Source organism: Rhodobacter sp. JA431 (genome assembly GCF_900217725.1).
In the GTDB taxonomy this organism is placed as follows: Bacteria; Pseudomonadota; Alphaproteobacteria; order Rhodobacterales; family Rhodobacteraceae; genus Rhodobacter; species Rhodobacter aestuarii.
On record NZ_OBMP01000003.1, the window covers coordinates 1 to 16,832 of the forward strand.

Consider the following 16,832-nt stretch of genomic DNA (forward strand, 5'->3'; position numbering starts at 1 on the left):
CGCGCGATGCTCTACTATCCGATGGTGACGGGCCGCCAGATCGACGAAATCCTGCGCCTGCTGATCGCGCTGCAAACGGCGCAAGAGCACCAATGCGCGATGCCGGAAAACTGGCGTCCGGGCGATGCGGTGATCGTGCCGACCCCGGCCACGCCCGAAGCCGCCGAAGCCCGCGCCTCGGAAGGCTACAACACGGTCGATTGGTATTTCTCCACCCGCGCGCTTTAAGGGGAAACTTCCGGCGCGGCAGCAATGCCGCGCCAAATGATCGCGAGTAGCGCGCGGCGCTAATGACGATATCTAGGGTGCCGAGATGAGACCCCAGTCTGAGGGTTCTTGTGCGGACGACTCATCGGAAGGAGCATTGTATAGAACCTCGGTGTAGAGCCGAATTCAACTTAAGCCCCTGATAGAGGTCAACTTCTTGACATATAATAAAAAAATATGGTGCTGCAAGAGAGGATTGAACTCTGCCATTTCCTTTGAAAATAAAGGAAAAATCGGCTTTCTGGCACCTGATCTGACCCCAATTCTGGCACCTAGTGACGTGGCGTCAACTTGGCCCCGAACTGCCTCATCGTAGGCACACGAAACAGGCAGCGTCGAGTGCGAAATTCTCGTTCAAATGCGCGGCATGCCCCCTTCCGCAGGGGGAATGGCTGAGGTCCACCGTTCCGGCGCCCCATCCCTCCTTTAGCGCTCGGTGCGCGTTTTATCCTTGCGCTCCAATCGCGGGAATGCTGGTCCCGTTGTCCCGTGCTGTAAGGCAGGTTGTGCTCGGTGGCAGAAGAACCTCGCCTAGGATTGACCCCGCGTCCGCGTCAGGCCGTGCTTGCCATTTGGCATAGGATTTCGAACATCACCGAAGCCCCCAGCCACGCGGTCCCGCCCGTTGGGTCGAAGGGCGGTGAGACCTCGACAAGATCGGCCCCGATGATGTTGACCCCATCAAGGAGACGGACCACCTGCAGGGCTTGGTAGGAATTCGGCCCGCCAATCTCGGGCGTGCCCGTGCCCGGCGCGAAGGCCGGGTCAATGAAGTCGATGTCGTAAGACAGGTAGGTGGGCGCAGTGCCGACGATCTCGCGCGCCTCGGCCATGACGTCTTCCACCCCGCGCTGATGAAATTCTTCGATTGGGATCACCCGCACGCCAACGCTGGCGGCAAAGTCGCGGTCCTCGCTGTCATAGGTGGTGCCGCGAATGCCGATTTGCACAACCCGCTTGGGATCGAGCAGATTTTCCTCGATCGCGCGGCGGAAGGGCGTGCCGTGGGTATACATATTGCCGCCGAAATAGCTGTGAAACAGATCGGTGTGGCTGTCGAAATGGATCATGCCAAGTGGTGCCGCCTTGCCGAGCGCGCGCAGGATCGGCAGCGAATTGAGGTGATCACCCCCGGCGGTGAGCGGGCGGATGCCGTGGGCCATGATCACCTCCATGAACCGGGTGATCCGTGCCATCGCATCTTGGATATCGGCGGGGTTGGGGGCAATATCGCCCAGATCGGCGCAATTGACCGCCTCAAAGGGGCGCATGCCCGTCGCGCCATTTTGCGCGCGGATCATGGTGGAGCAATCGCGCAATTGCCGTGGCCCGTGACGCGGGCCGGGGCGGTTGGTGGTGCCAGAATCCCACGGGCTCCCGATTAGACCGATCTGCACCTCTTTCAGCCGAGGATTGTCAAGCGCCACATAGGGCAGCCGCATAAAGGTGGGCACGCCCGCATATCGCGGCAGATCAAAGCCAGAAACCGGGTGGAAGAAGGGATCGTTGGGCATGTTCGGCTCCTGTTGCATTCTCGGGCTGCCACCGGCGCGTGTGGGGTCGGTGACAGCATTTGTTTGAGACGCTATGCGGGCGAGGAGAATTCCTCCACGGCGAAAAGCACCGATACGCTCAATCCGAGCGTGCTATTGGCGTGTTTGCCGCCAATGTGCGCCGGGACTGCCCTGAAAGAGCGCAGATGAATGACGCGAACCCTGGGATCAGGTGGGACTGGTTTCGCGTTAGTCTGGTCAGAACCACCGTTCCGACGCCTCATCCCGCATCCAGAAGTTCACGCAGCTTGCGCACGCGCTCTGGTGTGATCTTCGGGTCGCGCCCCGCGCTGATCACCCGGATGAATTCGATCCACGCCTTCTCGTTTTCTGAAAGCTGGTCCCACTGTCCCAGTGGTCCCATCGGTGTGATGAAGAGATCGGTCATTTGCCAAAGATACCCCGCAGGGTGGTCCGCCCCCGCGCGGTCATGCGCGGATCGCTGTTGCCCGACGCATCGCGCAGTTCCTCAAGCCAAGCGCGTTCATTGGCCGTGACCGGCGAGCCGAAGATCTCGGTGATCGCCTTCGCTGCCGTCGCACCCACCGCCTGCTCAAGCGCGATGCGTAAAAGATAGGCCGGATCGACCTCAAGCGCCTTTGCCAGCGAGGGCACCCGGTCTAAGGGTAACTTGCTCTTGCCCGATTTGAGGATCGACACGAAATTCGCATTCGCAAAGCCCGCCTCGGCGGCGATTTCGCTTTGGGTTTTGCGATGCGCTAAGGCGTCAACACGGTCGGTGATGAAGCGCGCAACTTCGCTGTTTTTGAAAGGTGTGGTCATTGGTTTTGTCTCACATTTATTGCTGATGAGACGACCGTATCGAACCGCGCGAACCGCGTCGGGTGGGACTTGCATGCGCGACGATGGGAACTGCACCGAGACCGAAGTCCTAGGGAAAAGGCAAGGGCGCTATGGGGATGCAGCCAGTGCCAGCCGGTCGGGGATGCGCGAACCCTCCAGTCCTGAGAGGCGAGGCACCCAATGGCGATGGTGCAGCATTATTTGCTGAGAGCTTCGGCATCGAAAGCGCTTGCCCCTTCGTTATCGAACTCAGCACATTCATCTCGGTGTCCAGCCGATGATCAGGACACTCGGCAAGACCGTTTGTTTCATATTCACGTCTTTTGACACCATCTCAGCTCACCTCGATCCACGATGTCATACCTGCCGCCGCATGGGCCAGCATATGGCAATGCAGCAACCATTTGCCGGGGTTGTCTGCCGTGAAGGCGATTTCGTGACTTGCTCCGGCCTCGGTGAGGAGCGTGTCGCGCATCGGCCCAAATCGTTCCCCTTCCAGCACTTCGCGGAAATGCATCCCGTGGAGGTGCATCGCATGCGGGAAGGCCGTGTCATTGACCATCCGCAGCCGCACCGGTTCCCCCAAGAACAGCCGCGCGAAGGGGGGATCGACCGGGCCAGCTTGACCGCCAAGGGTCCAAAACTTGCCGCTTTGCATTAGTCCGCGCATCCGGCTCATCGGCATTCGGCCCATTGCACCACCCTCGATCTTCATCTCAAGCGGGCGCGCTTGCGCCAAATCGGGTGGGTCCATTTTCGGGTTCGGGGGTAAGGCTGCGGGCGGGGCTCGGCGGCTTCGGCTTGCCGCCCCGGTAATCTGGACCCCAACCTGCCGAGACCACTGCGCATCATTGCCAAGCCGCTCGATTGCGGCCTCTTGCCCTTCCGCAGTGACATCGACGATCAGGTCGATACGTTGAGCGGGCGCAAGCACGATCTCCTGAGCGATGGGCTCTGGCGCGGGCAGCGGCATCCCGTCGAGCGCCACCTGCCAGCCCGAAAGCCCGGTCAAACGCAGCACGAAAATACGTGCATTGGCGGCATTGATCAGACGCAACCGCAAGCGTTCGTGGCGTTTGGCGCGCAAGGTCAGGGCAAAGCGGCCATTCGTCCCAATCAGATTGCCAAAGCGCCCGCCATGGCTGAGATCCATCGGATGGCTGAAATCCGGCGCGATTTGCGCGGTCTGTGGATCGAGCAACCAATCGTCGAACATCAGCACCTCATCTCGATCAACATCCGGCGCGTCGCGTTCTTGGACAATCAGCGCGCCAGACAGGCCGCGCGCGACCTGCTCCATCGAATGGGTATGGGCATGATACCAATAGGTTCCCGCATCGGGGGCGACGAAATCGTAATCGAAGCTGGCGCCGGGGGCCACGGCCTCCTGCGTCAGCCCCGCCACGCCATCCATCGCATTCTCGATGCGTATCCCGTGCCAATGCACCGAACTTGGCACCTCAAGACTATTGACGAAGCGCCGCTGCAGACGTGTGCCTTGCGCAAGGCGCAGCTCCGGCCCCGGAAGCCGCCCGTCATAGGACCAAATCTCGGTTTGGGGGTATCCCTCGGGAGCGATTTGGGCCAGCGCGCGCTGCGCGGTGAGCGGGATCGGGGCAGGATCGGCAAATCCCGCTCGGGCAGAAAGCGCCGTCGCGCCCAGCCCGGCCAGAACGGCGCGGCGTGTCAGATGAAAACTCTGCATGTCACTCGATCCCGTTGGCGCGCTGCAGTTCACGGACATAGGTCACGATATTGCCCACATCGGCGCGCGTTAGACCCGCTTGCGGTGGCATATTGCCAAAGGGCCAGTGATGTGCCCGCACGCCCTGAGTCACTGCGAGGAAGAATGCTGCATCCGCGTGGTGACCCGGTTCATAGATCCGGTGCACCAAGGGCGGTCCCATCCCCGCGCGCCCGGTGCCATTGGAGCCATGACAAGCGGCGCAGACCGCGTCGAAGGCGCGCTGGCCCATCTGGGCTTGCGGCGACAACGTCTCGGGCAATTGCGCTTCAACGATTGGGGCGCCAAGCGCAAGTTCAGACAGCGGACGCGGATTGGCCTGCGCCTCGGTGACCGGCGATTGCAGAAGGAGTGCGGCGGAAAGCGCGAGGGCCGTGCCCCCACCCGCCAAAAGAAGCGTGTGTTTCATAGAAGACTCATGCGTTGACGGCGCTGAATTGCCGTCGTGTTGGAAACAGCCCAAGGCAATGGGCGCGATGCAGGAGTCTTACAGGCGGGGTGGACGGGGGTCCGGGGCTAAGGCACTTTGTGCGTCAGCCGGTGGCAAGGCGTGAGGCCGTTGGTTCAGACGCAAAACCGCGCCGGGCAGAGCGAAAGCCGTCCCTTGCATAACGGGGGCGGCGCACCCCGCACAGCTCGCGCACAAACCGTTTTGCGTGCAATCCTGTCCCGCCTGTCCGCCCGCTGTATCGGGGCAGTCGGCGCAATCAGTGGCAATGGTCAGCGCCATTACCGCTTCCCCATGCGGCATCCCCTCATGGGCCATTGCCGCCGCAGGCTGCGGGGCAAGAACCATGACAAGGCCCAAGGTCAAACATATGAACAAGGCAAGGCAGCGCAAGGTTATCTCGTGTCTAAAGGCGATCGCGGGGCAACCGCCATATCTTGATCGCATGGATGGCGCGCCAAGACCATTGTTTTCAACGCTGATCAGCGCGCCGGGCTATCAGGATGGCGCAAACCCCGCGTCGGCCAGGGCCTCAGCCAAAGCTGCGCGCTGCGCGGAACTGGTCACCTCTACTTTGCGGCTCGGCGGGTCGGCTTGCACCACGGCACTCGGGTCAATCGCTTGAATCGCCTTGGTCACGCCACGGGCACAACCGTCACAGGTCATGGTTTCGATGTGGAACTGCATGATGGCTCCTTTCTGGGTGCGGATCATGCGATTTGAAATAGGGCTTCCCACAGTTGTAAGGTCAAGCCTCGGTCGGTTTGGTCACGAAATCGTGGGCCTCTTGACCTTCCCATGATTGGAAGCCCTAATTTGTGCAGCGGACCGAACCTAGACAGGAGGCCGCGATGAAAGATACTGCCACCAGATCCGACACGGCGATGATGCTCAGCTTCGAAATCGAGGGGATGACCTGCGCGTCTTGCGTCGGGCGTGTGGAGCGCGCCTTACGAGCGGCACCGGGGGTGCAGTCGGCGAATGTCAACCTTGCCACCGAAAAAGCCGAAGTCGTAGGCGAGGCGCTTGACCGCGCGGCTTTGGTCGGCGCCATCGAACGGCTGGGCTATGATGTTCGGCCCCATGAAGTCGCGCTTGAGATCGAGGGGATGAGTTGTGCCTCTTGTGTCGGGCGGGTGGAGCGCGCACTGGCGGCCGTGCCGGGCGTGACAAAAGCAAGCGTGAATCTGGCGACTGAACGTGCGCAGATCACCGGCACGGCGGCGCCCGCGGCCCTGATTGCCACCGTCGATCAGCTTGGCTATCCGGCCCGTCTGGCCACGGCTTCGGCGGGCCCGTCTGAAACCGCCAGTGCGCGCCGCGAAGAAGAGGCCGGGCAATTGCGCCGCGATCTGCTGGTGGCGGCAGTGCTGACTTTGCCCGTCTTTTTGATCGAAATGGGCGGCCATCTTTTTGCCCCGGTCCATGCGTTGGCGATGCAGACATTTGGCCAACAAGGCAGTTGGCTTTTGCAAGCCGCGCTCAGCACGACCGTCATGGCCGGACCGGGGGCGCAATTCTATCGCAAGGGGGTGCCCGCGCTTTTCAAGGCGGCACCCGATATGAATAGCCTTGTGGCCGTGGGCACACTTGCGGCTTGGGGCTATTCGCTGGTGGCGACTTTTGCGCCGGGGCTTTTGCCCACAGGCACGGTGAATGTCTATTACGAAGCCGCGGCGGTGATCGTGACGCTGATCTTGTTTGGTCGCTGGATGGAGGCGCGCGCCAAGGGGCGCACCTCGCAGGCCATCGCACGGCTGGTGGGGCTGCAACCGCGCACCGCGCGTGTGGTGCGCGCCGCAGATGTGCAAGAGATTGCCGTGGCCGATCTGAAGGCGGGTGATATCATCGATTTGCGCCCCGGCGAACGGGTGCCCACCGATGGTGCGGTGACCGAGGGCACAAGTTGGATCGACGAAAGCATGCTGACGGGCGAACCCGTCCCCGTAGAAAAACGCCCCGGCGATCAGGTCACGGGCGGCACTGTGAACCAGACCGGCGTGCTGCGGCTGCGCGCCACCGCCGTGGGGCAAGAGACAATGCTGGCCCAGATCATCCGCATGGTCGAAGAGGCGCAAGGTGGCAAGCTGCCGATCCAAGGGCTGGTGGATCGGGTCACACTTTGGTTCGTGCCGACAGTGATGGTGCTTTCTGCGCTGACCTTTGCGGTGTGGCTGATCTTCGGGCCAAGCCCTGCGCTCAGCTTTGCCTTGGTCAATGCGGTGGCGGTGCTGATCATCGCCTGCCCCTGCGCGATGGGGCTGGCCACGCCAACCTCGATCATGGTGGGCACCGGGCGGGGCGCGGAGATGGGCATTCTGTTTCGGCGGGGTGCCGCGCTTCAGGCTTTGCAAGATGTGCGCTTGGTGGCCTTTGACAAGACCGGCACGCTGACCGAGGGCAAACCACGCCTGACCGATATGGTGCTTGCGCCTGATCAAACCCGCGCAGAGGTGCTGGCCGCCATCGCCGCACTGGAGGCAAAATCAGAACATCCAATTGCCCGCGCCGTGGTCATTGCCGCCGAAGAGAACGGGCTGTCCCTGCCGCAAATCGACGGGTTCGAAAGCCACACCGGACAGGGCGTTTGTGCACATCTGAACGGAACACGGCTTGCCATCGGCTCGGCGCGGTTCATGGCCACGCTGGGGCTGGACCCTGGCCCACTGGCCGAGACAGCCGCGCAATTTGCCGAAGAGGGCAAGACCCCGAGTTTCGCGGCGCGCGGTGCGCAGGTGGTGGCGGTGCTGGCCGTGGCCGACCCGGTGCGCGACAGCGCCCCGCAAGCGATTGCCGCGCTGCATGGGCTGGGGCTGAAAGTGGCGATGATCACCGGCGACACCACCCGCACCGCGCAGGCGGTGGCGCGGCAGCTTGGCATTGACGAGGTGGTGGCCGAAGTGCTGCCAGAGGGTAAGGTGCAGGCGCTTGACCGGCTGAAACGCATCGGACCGCTTGCCTTTGTGGGCGATGGTATCAACGATGCCCCGGCGTTGGCCTCCGCCGATGTTGGCATTGCCGTGGGCAGTGGCACCGATATCGCGATCGAGGCCGCCGATGTGGTCTTGATGTCGCCGCGTTTGGGCGCGGTGCCCGAGGCGATTGCGCTGTCCCGCGCGGTGCTGCGCAATATCCGCCAAAACCTGTTTTGGGCCTTTGCCTATAACACCGCGCTGATACCACTGGCGGCCGGGGCGCTTTGGCCAGCGTTTGGGCTGCTACTCTCACCCGTCTTCGCCGCCGGGGCGATGGCGCTTTCCTCTGTCTTCGTTCTGGGCAATGCGCTGCGGCTCAAGCGCTTTGCACCGCCCCAAGGAGGTCAAACATGAATATCGGTGACGCGGCCAAGGCCTCGGGCGTTTCGGCCAAGATGATCCGTTACTATGAATCGATCGGGCTGATCCCCGAGGCGGCCCGCACGGATTCGGGTTATCGCAGCTATGGCGCGCGCGAGGTGCAAATTCTGCGCTTCGTGCGCCGCGCGCGCGATCTAGGCTTTCCCGTGCCGGTAATCGAGGAATTGCTCGCCCTTTGGGGCGACCGGGATCGGCACAGCGCCGATGTGAAACGGCTCGCGCTTGACCATGTCGAAAGCCTTGAGCGCAAGATCGCCGAGATGCAGGCAATGGCTGACACCTTGCGCCATCTGGCCGAGGCTTGCTGCGGCGATGCTCGCCCCGATTGCCCGATCCTTGAAGATCTGGGCGGCCCGACTGCCCCCTGACGCGCCCAGCAAGGAACCGGGGAAAGGGGGGCAAGCCGTTGGGCCCATGAGACCAGACGGGCAGACCGCCCCTCCAAGCGTATGGCGCTCTTCGATGAACCAAGGGCCATGAGATCGCCTAGGCTCTCATCACGCAGTCCGCAGAAGGTTGCGTTTGGGTTGCATTCTGGTTGCTTTTTGGTTGCGTTTTTGGGCAAAACGATAACAAAGCTGTAACAAAATACCCCAAAAGAGGTTGCGTTTTGCGCAAAAGACCCGAAAAACGCAACCTTGCGCAACCGCAAAACCCAATAAAATAAGGGGTTTCGAGCCGTCAGGTTGACAAAAATCACCGAAAACATTTTTTCGGCCTCCAAACGCAACCTGAAGCCCCCTCAGAAAAGTAACTTTGGGCTGTCCTCCCCTTACGAAACGGACCGCAGGAAACGGCACCCTGAAATCGAAATCAGGCCAAACACGATCGTCAGTAGTCGGGCGCGTTTCGATGGAGATGGCGCAGATTTCGATTTTGGTAGTCTGTCTGCGCAGCACCGCAACCGAAAGGAGGCGTGGCGCAGGTCCGGGGAAAACCAAGCAGCTAAAGAGCTCCGCAGCTTTGTTGCGGACCAGCTAGATAGCTAGATCCACCAACGGACCTTTCGGCTTGATCTGCCAGAGCGCGTGGGGCGGTCACTGGCGAGTCTGATACGCGCGCAGCACGATGACCACCTGAAAGACTGCGGATGTTGCTCAGTGCGCGCCCCAGTGAGTCTGGCGAAGGTTCCGCACGCAGAGCGGTGAAGCAACGGAGCCGGGCGTCTCGAATTTGCTTATCGAAGGGGTGGAGTGTTGGCGCGCCGGGCACGTCCATTCAGCCCTGCGGTCCCGCACCTGCAGACTCCAGTGCCATCCTCTTCATTCCTCGGGCAGCAACACTTCGAGGGGCTTTATCAGCTTCGCAAACCCCGGAATACCCGCCGCCGCAAGGCTGTCGCGATAGGCCGTGAAGGTCAGTGGCGGTGTTCGATAATGAAGAAAATCCCCGATCACCGCCTCGGCCATGACGTCCGGGCTGAGGTTGAAGGTCTCGATCAGAAAATCGTCTGGGTGCCGGGTATGCAGGCGGAACGGCGCGATCGCTTCGGCGGGGAAGTCCTTGAGGTTGAAGGTTACGATGACATCCGCACGGGCGATGATCGCCGCTGCCACCACATGCCGATCATCCGGGTCCGGCAGCGTTACTGCCTCAATGAGCGGATCGAACCCGTCGATCAGGCAGTCGGGCACCGCTTGGTTCATCAAAGCGCGCGTCCGGTCGAGGTCTGAGGCTTTTAGATCGGGGCGGTTCTTGAGCAGGTTGCGAACCCATTCGTCATGCACCCTGTCGCTCCAGCGCGCCCGAAACAGCTTCGTCTGTGCGCTGGTCACGACGAGGCTGCGCAAGCGCGCGCCGTAGAAGACGTTTGCGTCAAAGAAGGCAGTGAATGTCGAAATCATTCGAGACCGAGGCGGCGCTCTTCGTCGTGCAGATCAGCGAGGGCTTGCGTCTGTGCATGTCGGCAGTCGCGTTCATACGTCACGAGATCGGCGAAACGAACGCGACGATGCGCCCCGACCTTGCGATAGGGAAGCGCGCCGGCATCGAGCTGACGCACGAGAAACGGGCGCGACACATTGAGAAAGTCGGCGGCTTGCTGGGTCGAAAGCTCTGCATCATGCGGAATGAGCGAGATCGGCGTGCGGTTCGCCATCGCCTCAAGCACAGCATGAAACATCGCGACCGCCGAAGCAGGCAGCGGGACGACGATATTGGTGTCGGGGCCGCCGATCGACACTTTGACGCTTTGATGCGCCTCAGCGACGGCCTTGAGGCTGTCAGCAGCACGGCGCGCGACAACGGCCTCGGCCTCATCGGCGACGAAGGGAGCGCGGGTCTGATCCATCAGGGCGAGCATGGTGTTGTCCTCGATCTTTCTGGTGACGCAGATCACCACGCAGCACCCTAGCATGGTTGCGCGCGTCGCGTCATGTCATATTCGAAATAAACGCACCAGGTGAAATAAGTGTAATCGCAACGACGTCCAGTGCGACACTGCTCGGGGTCACGGCTTGGGCGCGCTGAATCTTGCAGATATGCGCCCGGCGCATGTCCGATCACCCCTGATTTGCCTTGTGCTTGGATTAGGGGAAGCGCATTTTGCACGCTATCAGATGGGTGATGCTTAGCATAATTTGAAGCGCATTCCCGAGCTTCAACCCTCTGCAAACCACCACCCCCTAAGAAGACCCCTTATAAGATGATAGCAAGCAAAGATCGCCCAATTAAAGCAGTAGGTTACATTCGTCTGTCTACGCAGAAGCAAGCTAGAGAAGACAGTGAATTTGAAAAGCAGGCAGAGCGCATAAGAAAAGCCTGTGAACGCCGTGGGTTCACCCTTGTCGTTATTTGTGACGATACGGCTTCAGGTGCCGATCCTCTTGGTGCTGTGCGTCGTGATGGTTTGAATGATGCTGTGGCGCGGGCGCGCTATGAGGGGGCTGCGCTGATCATTCCCGAACCGACCCGGCTGTTTCGTCATGTTGAAGCGGCGCGAGATTTTCTCAAGACGCTCGATGTTCCTATCTTTTCTGTCAAAGATGGTCGCTTCATGAAAACGCCCGCCCTCCTCCGGGCGATCAAGCGCGGTGAGGAAGTTGTTCACAACATCCGCGAGGGCACTTCTGAAGCTATGGCGGCAAAAAAAGCCGAAGGCGTCGAATTCTCTGACTCTGCCGTGCGCAAGAAAGCCGCGCAGGTCTCTGCGAAGGTTAGGTCGCAAAAGGCCGAAAGCATCGCACGTAAAATTGCCAGCATCCTCCGGTCCGACCGCGCCTACCGCGACCTGTCACACAAAGCGCTTGCGGACCTTCTGAATCGTCAACGTTTGCTCACCGGCGGGGGGCGCCCTTGGACGCAAAACAGCATCAGACCTGCGCGCAAAAGAGCCGAAGAGATCATTCGGTTCGAAGAGGAAATCGACAATATCGAGGATGATTTCGAAGCCCTGCCGGTCGCAGAGGTTGCCCCGGTGCCCGCGCCGGAGGAACTGACCGAGGATGAGCTTGAGCGCCAGATATTGGAGAGCAACCCCAACTATGGGATCTTCTGAAAGATGTCCCGGTCATAATGCTTACCCGGGGCTATTCGTAGAATCCTACGCCTCGCTTGCAGAATGCTGCCCCGGTTCGCCGGGGAATGGCAGCACAGCGGGACCGATCGCCAGCGATCGTTGAAATGGCCGCAAAAGGGTGTGATCTCCGGTCCCCGTATCCGTGATCGGTTAAATTTGGCGAGGGCCGCCACTCAAGACCCTCCCAGACTCACGCAGCGAGTCACTGGCAGCGCTTGTGGGGTCATCTGGTAGGTTGGGCGCAGAAAGCACCTCAGACTCACCAGTGACTCGCTCCGGGGCTCTGAGGGGCCATGCTCTGGGCGAGCAATATCGAAGTCCTAGAAGGATGGCGCAGGTGCGATGGGGATGCGTTTGGTGCCAGCCGGTTGGGGATGCACGAACCCTCCACTCCCGAAGAGTATGATAGTGGCGTGGAGGGCGGTTCCCGACCTTGCCGTCGCTCGCATCACTGAGTGTCAAGCTCCGAAGCAGCCACTCAAGCGGGCCGCAGCAAAAGCTGTGCGCAGACTCACACCCGGTTCAGGATCACTGCGATGCGTATCGTCAACGCGAAGGGATCTATATTATCGCGCTGGTCAGAGCTTTCGATGTTTGGCGTTTCAGGGGCGCAGCAGGTCGAGCATATCAGTGCCCAGACTGCTCCTTTGTCGCAAGGCTTGATAATAGGCATGTTCTTGTTGTGTTCGTCAACCGGCTGCTACCAAGCTTGCGGATGGCGGAAAAGATCATTCGGATCATGCGCCGCTTTGATCGCCGCAAGACGCGCGGCGTTCCCGCCCCAATACGCACTGCGGTAGTCAGCACGCCCACGTTCGGGGTAATTGACATAGGCCCCACCGCTGACATGCGCCGCCAAGAGGGTCTGCATCTCGGTCATAGACCGCGCGCGGGGTGCCCGCTCTGCTTCGTCCCAGATATCACCCGAGAAATATAGCAATGCAAAGGCGTCTCGGTGCGGCCAAGATGTATCATCTGGCGCGGGGGTGGCGGCGGCTCCGCCTAGTGCCTCGAAAACCAGTTTCACCGCGCCTTCGGGCTGGGCTAGCAGCAGCGCCACCATCGCATCGACGGTTTCTGGCGGCAGCGGACGCTCGAGGATTTCGGTGCGCGAATGAAACCTGACCGCCCCCATCCCGGCGCTGGGCGGGTGCATATGATCCACGATATCGACCAATTCCCCCGAAACCACGGCGTGCTCAGGCAAGGGCGTGCGGCGGCGTAAGAGAAGCCGCAGTTCTTCCATCAATGCGGCCCGGTCTCCCTGCGCGCGGCCCATAAGATGCACTAGGAAATCGCCGCCTGATAGTCGGAACAGTTGAAGATGCGTAGTGACATGGCTCGGATTACCCGCCGACCAAAGCTGCCAAAGATAGATAATCGGGCCAATATCGGCCATTGGCACTGTCACCGTCGTGTCGATTGAATGACCACCCGCGAAGGGAGCGGTGCGAAAGGTGAATTCCGTCAACACCCCGATCCGCCCGCCGCCACCTCCCCGACAGGCCCAAAACAGGTCTGGGTTTTCGGTCGCGCTGGCGCTAAGAATTTTACCATCGGCAGTCACCAGTCGTAAGCTTTCCAACCAGTCGATGAGCAACCCCTCTGCGCGCGCGCCATAGCCGATGCCGCCCCCTGGCACGAGGCCGCCGAGCGTTACCCCGCCGTAGCTGGCCCCGGGCAGGCTGCGCCCGAAAGGGGCGAGCGCGCGATAGATATCCCCGATCTGCGCGCCGGGCCCCGCGCGCAATCGGTGGCCGCCGTCCAAAACCTCAATCTGCACGATTTCACGGGTATCGATCACCGCCTCTGGATGCTGCGAAAACCCTGCAAAACAATGCCCGCCACTGCGAAGCGCAAACCCTAAGGGCTGGTTTGAAGCCCAATCAACAGCCCGCGCCACCGCCGCCTCAGAACGGCACAAAAGCCGGTTGCGTGGTGTCACAAGCCAGTCGGCGGCATAGGCCAGAGCCAAATCTTCAGCCTCAGGCGCATCGGCCGGCACAACGGTTAGATCAGTGTCCGCCGCTGGCCCCGCCGCATTGGCAAGCGCTAGACGAGGCGCGGCCAACGCGCAGGCAGCACTCAGCAGGAAATCGCGACGATGGATCATCGCTTCAGAAAGGCAGAAAAGTCGCCTACGTCAAGCGTCTGCAGTTGGGGTGCGACAAATGCGCGGGTTTTGCTCCGGTTCTTGGTTCGGAACGCGGTCGCGTGGTAACAATTTCGTGTGATGCTCAGTTTAAGAGGAGGGACGCTGATCATGACCACCTGGAATATTCATTTCAAACCTCGCGGTTGGCGCGTCATTGCGACGGCGCTCGCGCTCGGTCTCGCCGGGGGGGGCGGGGTCGCGCCGGCATCAGCCACCACGATCCTTTCGATGACCTGCGCCGAGATTGGCTCACATTACACCGTCGCACAGAACAGCGTGCAACTGAGCGTCACCATGGCTGCGGGGGAAATCATTACCGTGAGCAAGGCCAGCGGCACGGGCAGTTATTACGGCCCGTCGGGCTATATTGGCCCGTTCACCGGCAGCGTAACCGTTGCCGTTACCGACGCCAATGCCGGTGTCTGGCAATTTGCGCGCTCTGAGAGCACTTCGGACATGACCGCTAGCTGTAGCTCGGGCGGCAGCGACCTGAGCGATACACAAGCCGGGCTGAGTTCTATGGTGATTAGCAGCCAAGCCGCAACAATGGCCAGTGCTGTGCAGCGCAACGTGGACGGGCTGTTTAATGGCGGCGCTGCGCCTAGTATATCTTCAAGCGGCTTCTTCTTTCAGACCGCTGGGCTTGGCCGCGTCCTAGACGGAACTGGTGCAATGTCGTCGAAGTCGGGTCCGGAGTCCGAGTGGAACGTTTGGGGTCAGGGCCGCTACACCCGCTACGAAGGCGATGACAACAGCTTCTCGGGCGATCAGATCGACCTAGTGCTAGGCGCCGATTATCGGCTCAATAGCGATACCGTGCTGGGCGGGCTTGTCGGCTTCGGGACGATTGATCTCGATGTTGGTGCCAATGGTGGCTTTGACGCTGATGGCAATACGCTGGGTGTCTACTGGGCGCATCGCTTTGGCAGGCTTACGGCAGATGCGATGCTAACCCATACTTGGAGCGATTATGAGGTGACATCGGCAGGGGCGACTGGCAGCTTCGATGCCAAGCGCGTCACGCTGGCGGCCTCGTTGCGCGGGCAGGTTCAGCGCCCGGGCGTGACGCTCGAGCCGGTCGTGCAACTTCTTTACGCAGTCGAGGACCAGGACGGTTATACTGACAGTCTGGGCGGCGTCATCGATGCGACGACGATCAAGGCTGGGCGCCTGTCTCTGGGCTCGCGTTTCCTATTCGATCAACGGATGACGAGCGCGGGACTTTATCGACCCTGGCTGGGGGTTTACGCCGATTATCATTTCTCGGATGCCAATACGAACCCGGCGTCGAGCTTGCCAGCGCTGGATGACCAGTTGTCGGGCCGGATCGCTGCCGGTTTCAGTTACGTGTTTGCCAATCAAGGCAATCTGAATGTTGATCTTAGCCTAGGCGGGCTTGGGAGTGGGGATTACATCTCTTACGGGCTGGGACTGGAATATGCGATCCGGTTCTGAACCTATCTGACATCCCGCGAGCCGGGCCCTTTGGGGGCCCGGTTTTATTCTGCAGATATCGACCCGAGCTTTGAAAAGAGGTCCACCAACATGCCCCCGGCCTGTTGCATCAAACCTCGGGACCAGCGCGCAATCACAAAAGCCCAGACGACACCTATGACCGGATCGAGCCGGGCCCAACCGCAGATCCGCCCGGCAATTATGGAGCCGTGTAAGAAATATCCTTCGATCAATATGCATTGGCCTTGAAGGCTGCGCTTAGCGGCATCATCTGCGTCAGATATTGCCTCACTGGCCCATTCTGGGGACTTATATGATCGAAACTTGGCTGCCCCTTCTCGCGGGGCTCGTGCTTCTTGTTGTCGGCGGGGAGCTTTTGGTGCGTGGGGCGGTGCAGGCGGCAGAGCGGATCGGGATCTCGCCTCTGGTGATTGGCCTGACGCTGGTCGGCTTCGGCACTTCGATGCCCGAGCTCGTGACCTCGGTGCAGGCAGGACTCGCGGGAGCGCCGGGGATTGCCTATGGCAATATCGTGGGCTCGAACATCGCCAATATCCTGCTAATCGGGGGCGTCTCCGCCCTGATCTGCCCGATCATCGTTGCGCGTGCGGCGCTGCGGCGCGATGCGGTGGTGATGCTTGCCGTCACGGTGGCTTTTGCTGGACTCGCTTTTTTTGCGCCAATGAGCCGTGGGATCGGTGTCGCGCTGGTCTCTGTGCTCGTCTCCTATATCTGGTTTGTGATTGCGCAGGAACGCGCTGCCGAGGACGGTGGCGCGCTTCATGACAAGAGCCTGGCGCTGGCGAGTGCCGATCCAACCCTCACGCCACGCGCCGGGAGTGGCCGCCTGCTTGTGCCGCTCTTGATCGCAGTTGCGGGGCTTGGTCTCGTGGTCGCGGGCGGTTCGCTTCTCGTCAGCGGTGCTGTCGCGCTCGCACGCGGCTTTGGCGTCTCGGAAACGGTGATCGGACTCACCATCGTTGCGATCGGCACCTCGATGCCCGAGCTCGTGACCTCGGTGATTGCCGCGCTGAAACGGCAGGGTGACGTGGCCTTTGGCAATATCGTCGGCTCAAACATCTACAACCTGCTCGGCATCGGCGGCACGACGGCGCTGATCGCCCCCTCGGAGGTGCCCGCGCAGATCGTGCGGTTCGACGCGCCGCTGATGGTGTTGGTGTCCGCCGTTCTGGTGCTTTTTGCGGCAACCGGACTGCGGATCAACCGCTGGGAAGGGCTGATGCTGATTGCGGGTTATGCGGCCTATACTTGGATCCTCCTGCCCTGACGCTGCAAAGTCTCAAAGTTCCCAGAACACCGGCACCAACACAACCGTCACGATCCCTGCGACGATGCTGAGCGGCAGACCCACGCGCAGGAAATCGGTGAAGCGGTAGCGCCTCTTCCTGCGGGTCGCGTATGTTGCTCAAGATCCGCGTGGTCTGAAGGATAATACGATGCAGCGCCCCCAACGCCGGGGAAAGGCAGCAAAGCGGGACCGATCGCCAGCGATCGTTGAAATGGCCGCCAAAG

The 16,832-nt window shown here is 61.1% G+C and carries 14 protein-coding genes and 1 pseudogene; 6 read left to right on the forward strand and 9 right to left on the reverse strand.

What is annotated here, in order from left to right; genetic code table 11:
• A pseudogene (locus tag CRO18_RS06815) lies at positions 1–228 on the forward strand (peroxiredoxin); the annotation flags it as partial.
• Between the two features lie 593 nt (positions 229–821).
• Here the strand turns inward: CRO18_RS06815 and speB are convergent.
• The 6 genes from speB to CRO18_RS06840 form a co-directional block, all read right to left on the reverse strand.
• On the reverse strand, positions 822–1,781 hold the full coding sequence (speB, locus tag CRO18_RS06820; protein WP_097081583.1) for an agmatinase: 960 nt from the start codon (positions 1,779–1,781) through the stop codon (positions 822–824).
• Positions 1,782–2,040: 259 nt separating this feature from the next.
• Positions 2,041–2,208 carry a hypothetical protein gene (locus CRO18_RS18770; RefSeq protein ID WP_170952586.1) on the reverse strand — a complete coding sequence of 56 codons (168 nt, stop codon included), beginning with the start codon at positions 2,206–2,208 and terminating at the stop codon, positions 2,041–2,043.
• The gene (locus tag CRO18_RS06825; protein ID WP_097081584.1) at positions 2,205–2,603 is read right to left on the reverse strand and encodes a helix-turn-helix transcriptional regulator; all 399 of its coding nucleotides are present in this window, start codon (positions 2,601–2,603) and stop codon (positions 2,205–2,207) included. Before CRO18_RS06825 ends, CRO18_RS18770 begins: the two co-directional genes overlap by 4 nt.
• A gap of 355 nt (positions 2,604–2,958) precedes the next feature.
• Positions 2,959–4,329 carry a multicopper oxidase family protein gene (locus tag CRO18_RS06830; protein ID WP_097081585.1) on the reverse strand — a complete coding sequence of 457 codons (1,371 nt, stop codon included), beginning with the start codon at positions 4,327–4,329 and terminating at the stop codon, positions 2,959–2,961.
• Position 4,330: 1 nt separating this feature from the next.
• Positions 4,331–4,777 (reverse strand): cytochrome c, encoded by a 447-nt coding sequence (locus CRO18_RS06835; protein ID WP_076486037.1) that lies wholly within the window; start codon positions 4,775–4,777, stop codon positions 4,331–4,333.
• Positions 4,778–5,314: 537 nt separating this feature from the next.
• Positions 5,315–5,530 (reverse strand): heavy-metal-associated domain-containing protein, encoded by a 216-nt coding sequence (locus CRO18_RS06840; protein ID WP_249276006.1) that lies wholly within the window; start codon positions 5,528–5,530, stop codon positions 5,315–5,317.
• 137 nt (positions 5,531–5,667) lie between these two features.
• Here CRO18_RS06840 and CRO18_RS06845 point away from each other — a divergent pair, with 137 nt between their 5' ends.
• Positions 5,668–8,145 (forward strand): heavy metal translocating P-type ATPase, encoded by a 2,478-nt coding sequence (locus CRO18_RS06845; RefSeq protein WP_249276007.1) that lies wholly within the window; start codon positions 5,668–5,670, stop codon positions 8,143–8,145.
• Positions 8,142–8,540 carry a Cu(I)-responsive transcriptional regulator gene (gene cueR, locus CRO18_RS06850; protein ID WP_076486040.1) on the forward strand — a complete coding sequence of 133 codons (399 nt, stop codon included), beginning with the start codon at positions 8,142–8,144 and terminating at the stop codon, positions 8,538–8,540. Before CRO18_RS06845 ends, cueR begins: the two co-directional genes overlap by 4 nt.
• Before the next feature lie 894 nt (positions 8,541–9,434).
• On the opposite strand, the gene CRO18_RS06855 is transcribed toward cueR, so the two are convergent.
• Positions 9,435–10,016, reverse strand: a complete 582-nt coding sequence (locus CRO18_RS06855; RefSeq protein ID WP_097081587.1) for a PIN domain-containing protein — start codon at positions 10,014–10,016, stop codon at positions 9,435–9,437.
• Positions 10,013–10,528, reverse strand: coding sequence for a helix-turn-helix domain-containing protein (locus CRO18_RS06860; RefSeq protein WP_097081588.1), 516 nt, complete (start codon positions 10,526–10,528; stop codon positions 10,013–10,015). Before CRO18_RS06860 ends, CRO18_RS06855 begins: the two co-directional genes overlap by 4 nt.
• A 288-nt stretch (positions 10,529–10,816) precedes the next feature.
• On the opposite strand from CRO18_RS06860, the gene CRO18_RS06865 reads away from it, so the two are divergent.
• The gene (locus CRO18_RS06865) at positions 10,817–11,668 is read left to right on the forward strand and encodes a recombinase family protein (protein ID WP_097081589.1); all 852 of its coding nucleotides are present in this window, start codon (positions 10,817–10,819) and stop codon (positions 11,666–11,668) included.
• Positions 11,669–12,389: 721 nt separating this feature from the next.
• Here CRO18_RS06865 and CRO18_RS06870 read toward each other — a convergent pair.
• Positions 12,390–13,802, reverse strand: a complete 1,413-nt coding sequence (locus tag CRO18_RS06870) for an FAD-dependent oxidoreductase (RefSeq protein WP_097081590.1) — start codon at positions 13,800–13,802, stop codon at positions 12,390–12,392.
• A gap of 150 nt (positions 13,803–13,952) precedes the next feature.
• Here CRO18_RS06870 and CRO18_RS06875 point away from each other — a divergent pair, with 150 nt between their 5' ends.
• Together CRO18_RS06875 and CRO18_RS06880 are read left to right on the forward strand one after the other, a co-directional pair.
• Positions 13,953–15,299 (forward strand): autotransporter outer membrane beta-barrel domain-containing protein, encoded by a 1,347-nt coding sequence (locus CRO18_RS06875; RefSeq protein ID WP_097081591.1) that lies wholly within the window; start codon positions 13,953–13,955, stop codon positions 15,297–15,299.
• Positions 15,300–15,612: 313 nt separating this feature from the next.
• The gene (locus tag CRO18_RS06880) at positions 15,613–16,587 is read left to right on the forward strand and encodes a calcium/sodium antiporter (protein ID WP_097081592.1); all 975 of its coding nucleotides are present in this window, start codon (positions 15,613–15,615) and stop codon (positions 16,585–16,587) included.
• The last annotated feature ends 245 nt before the right edge of the window (positions 16,588–16,832 follow it).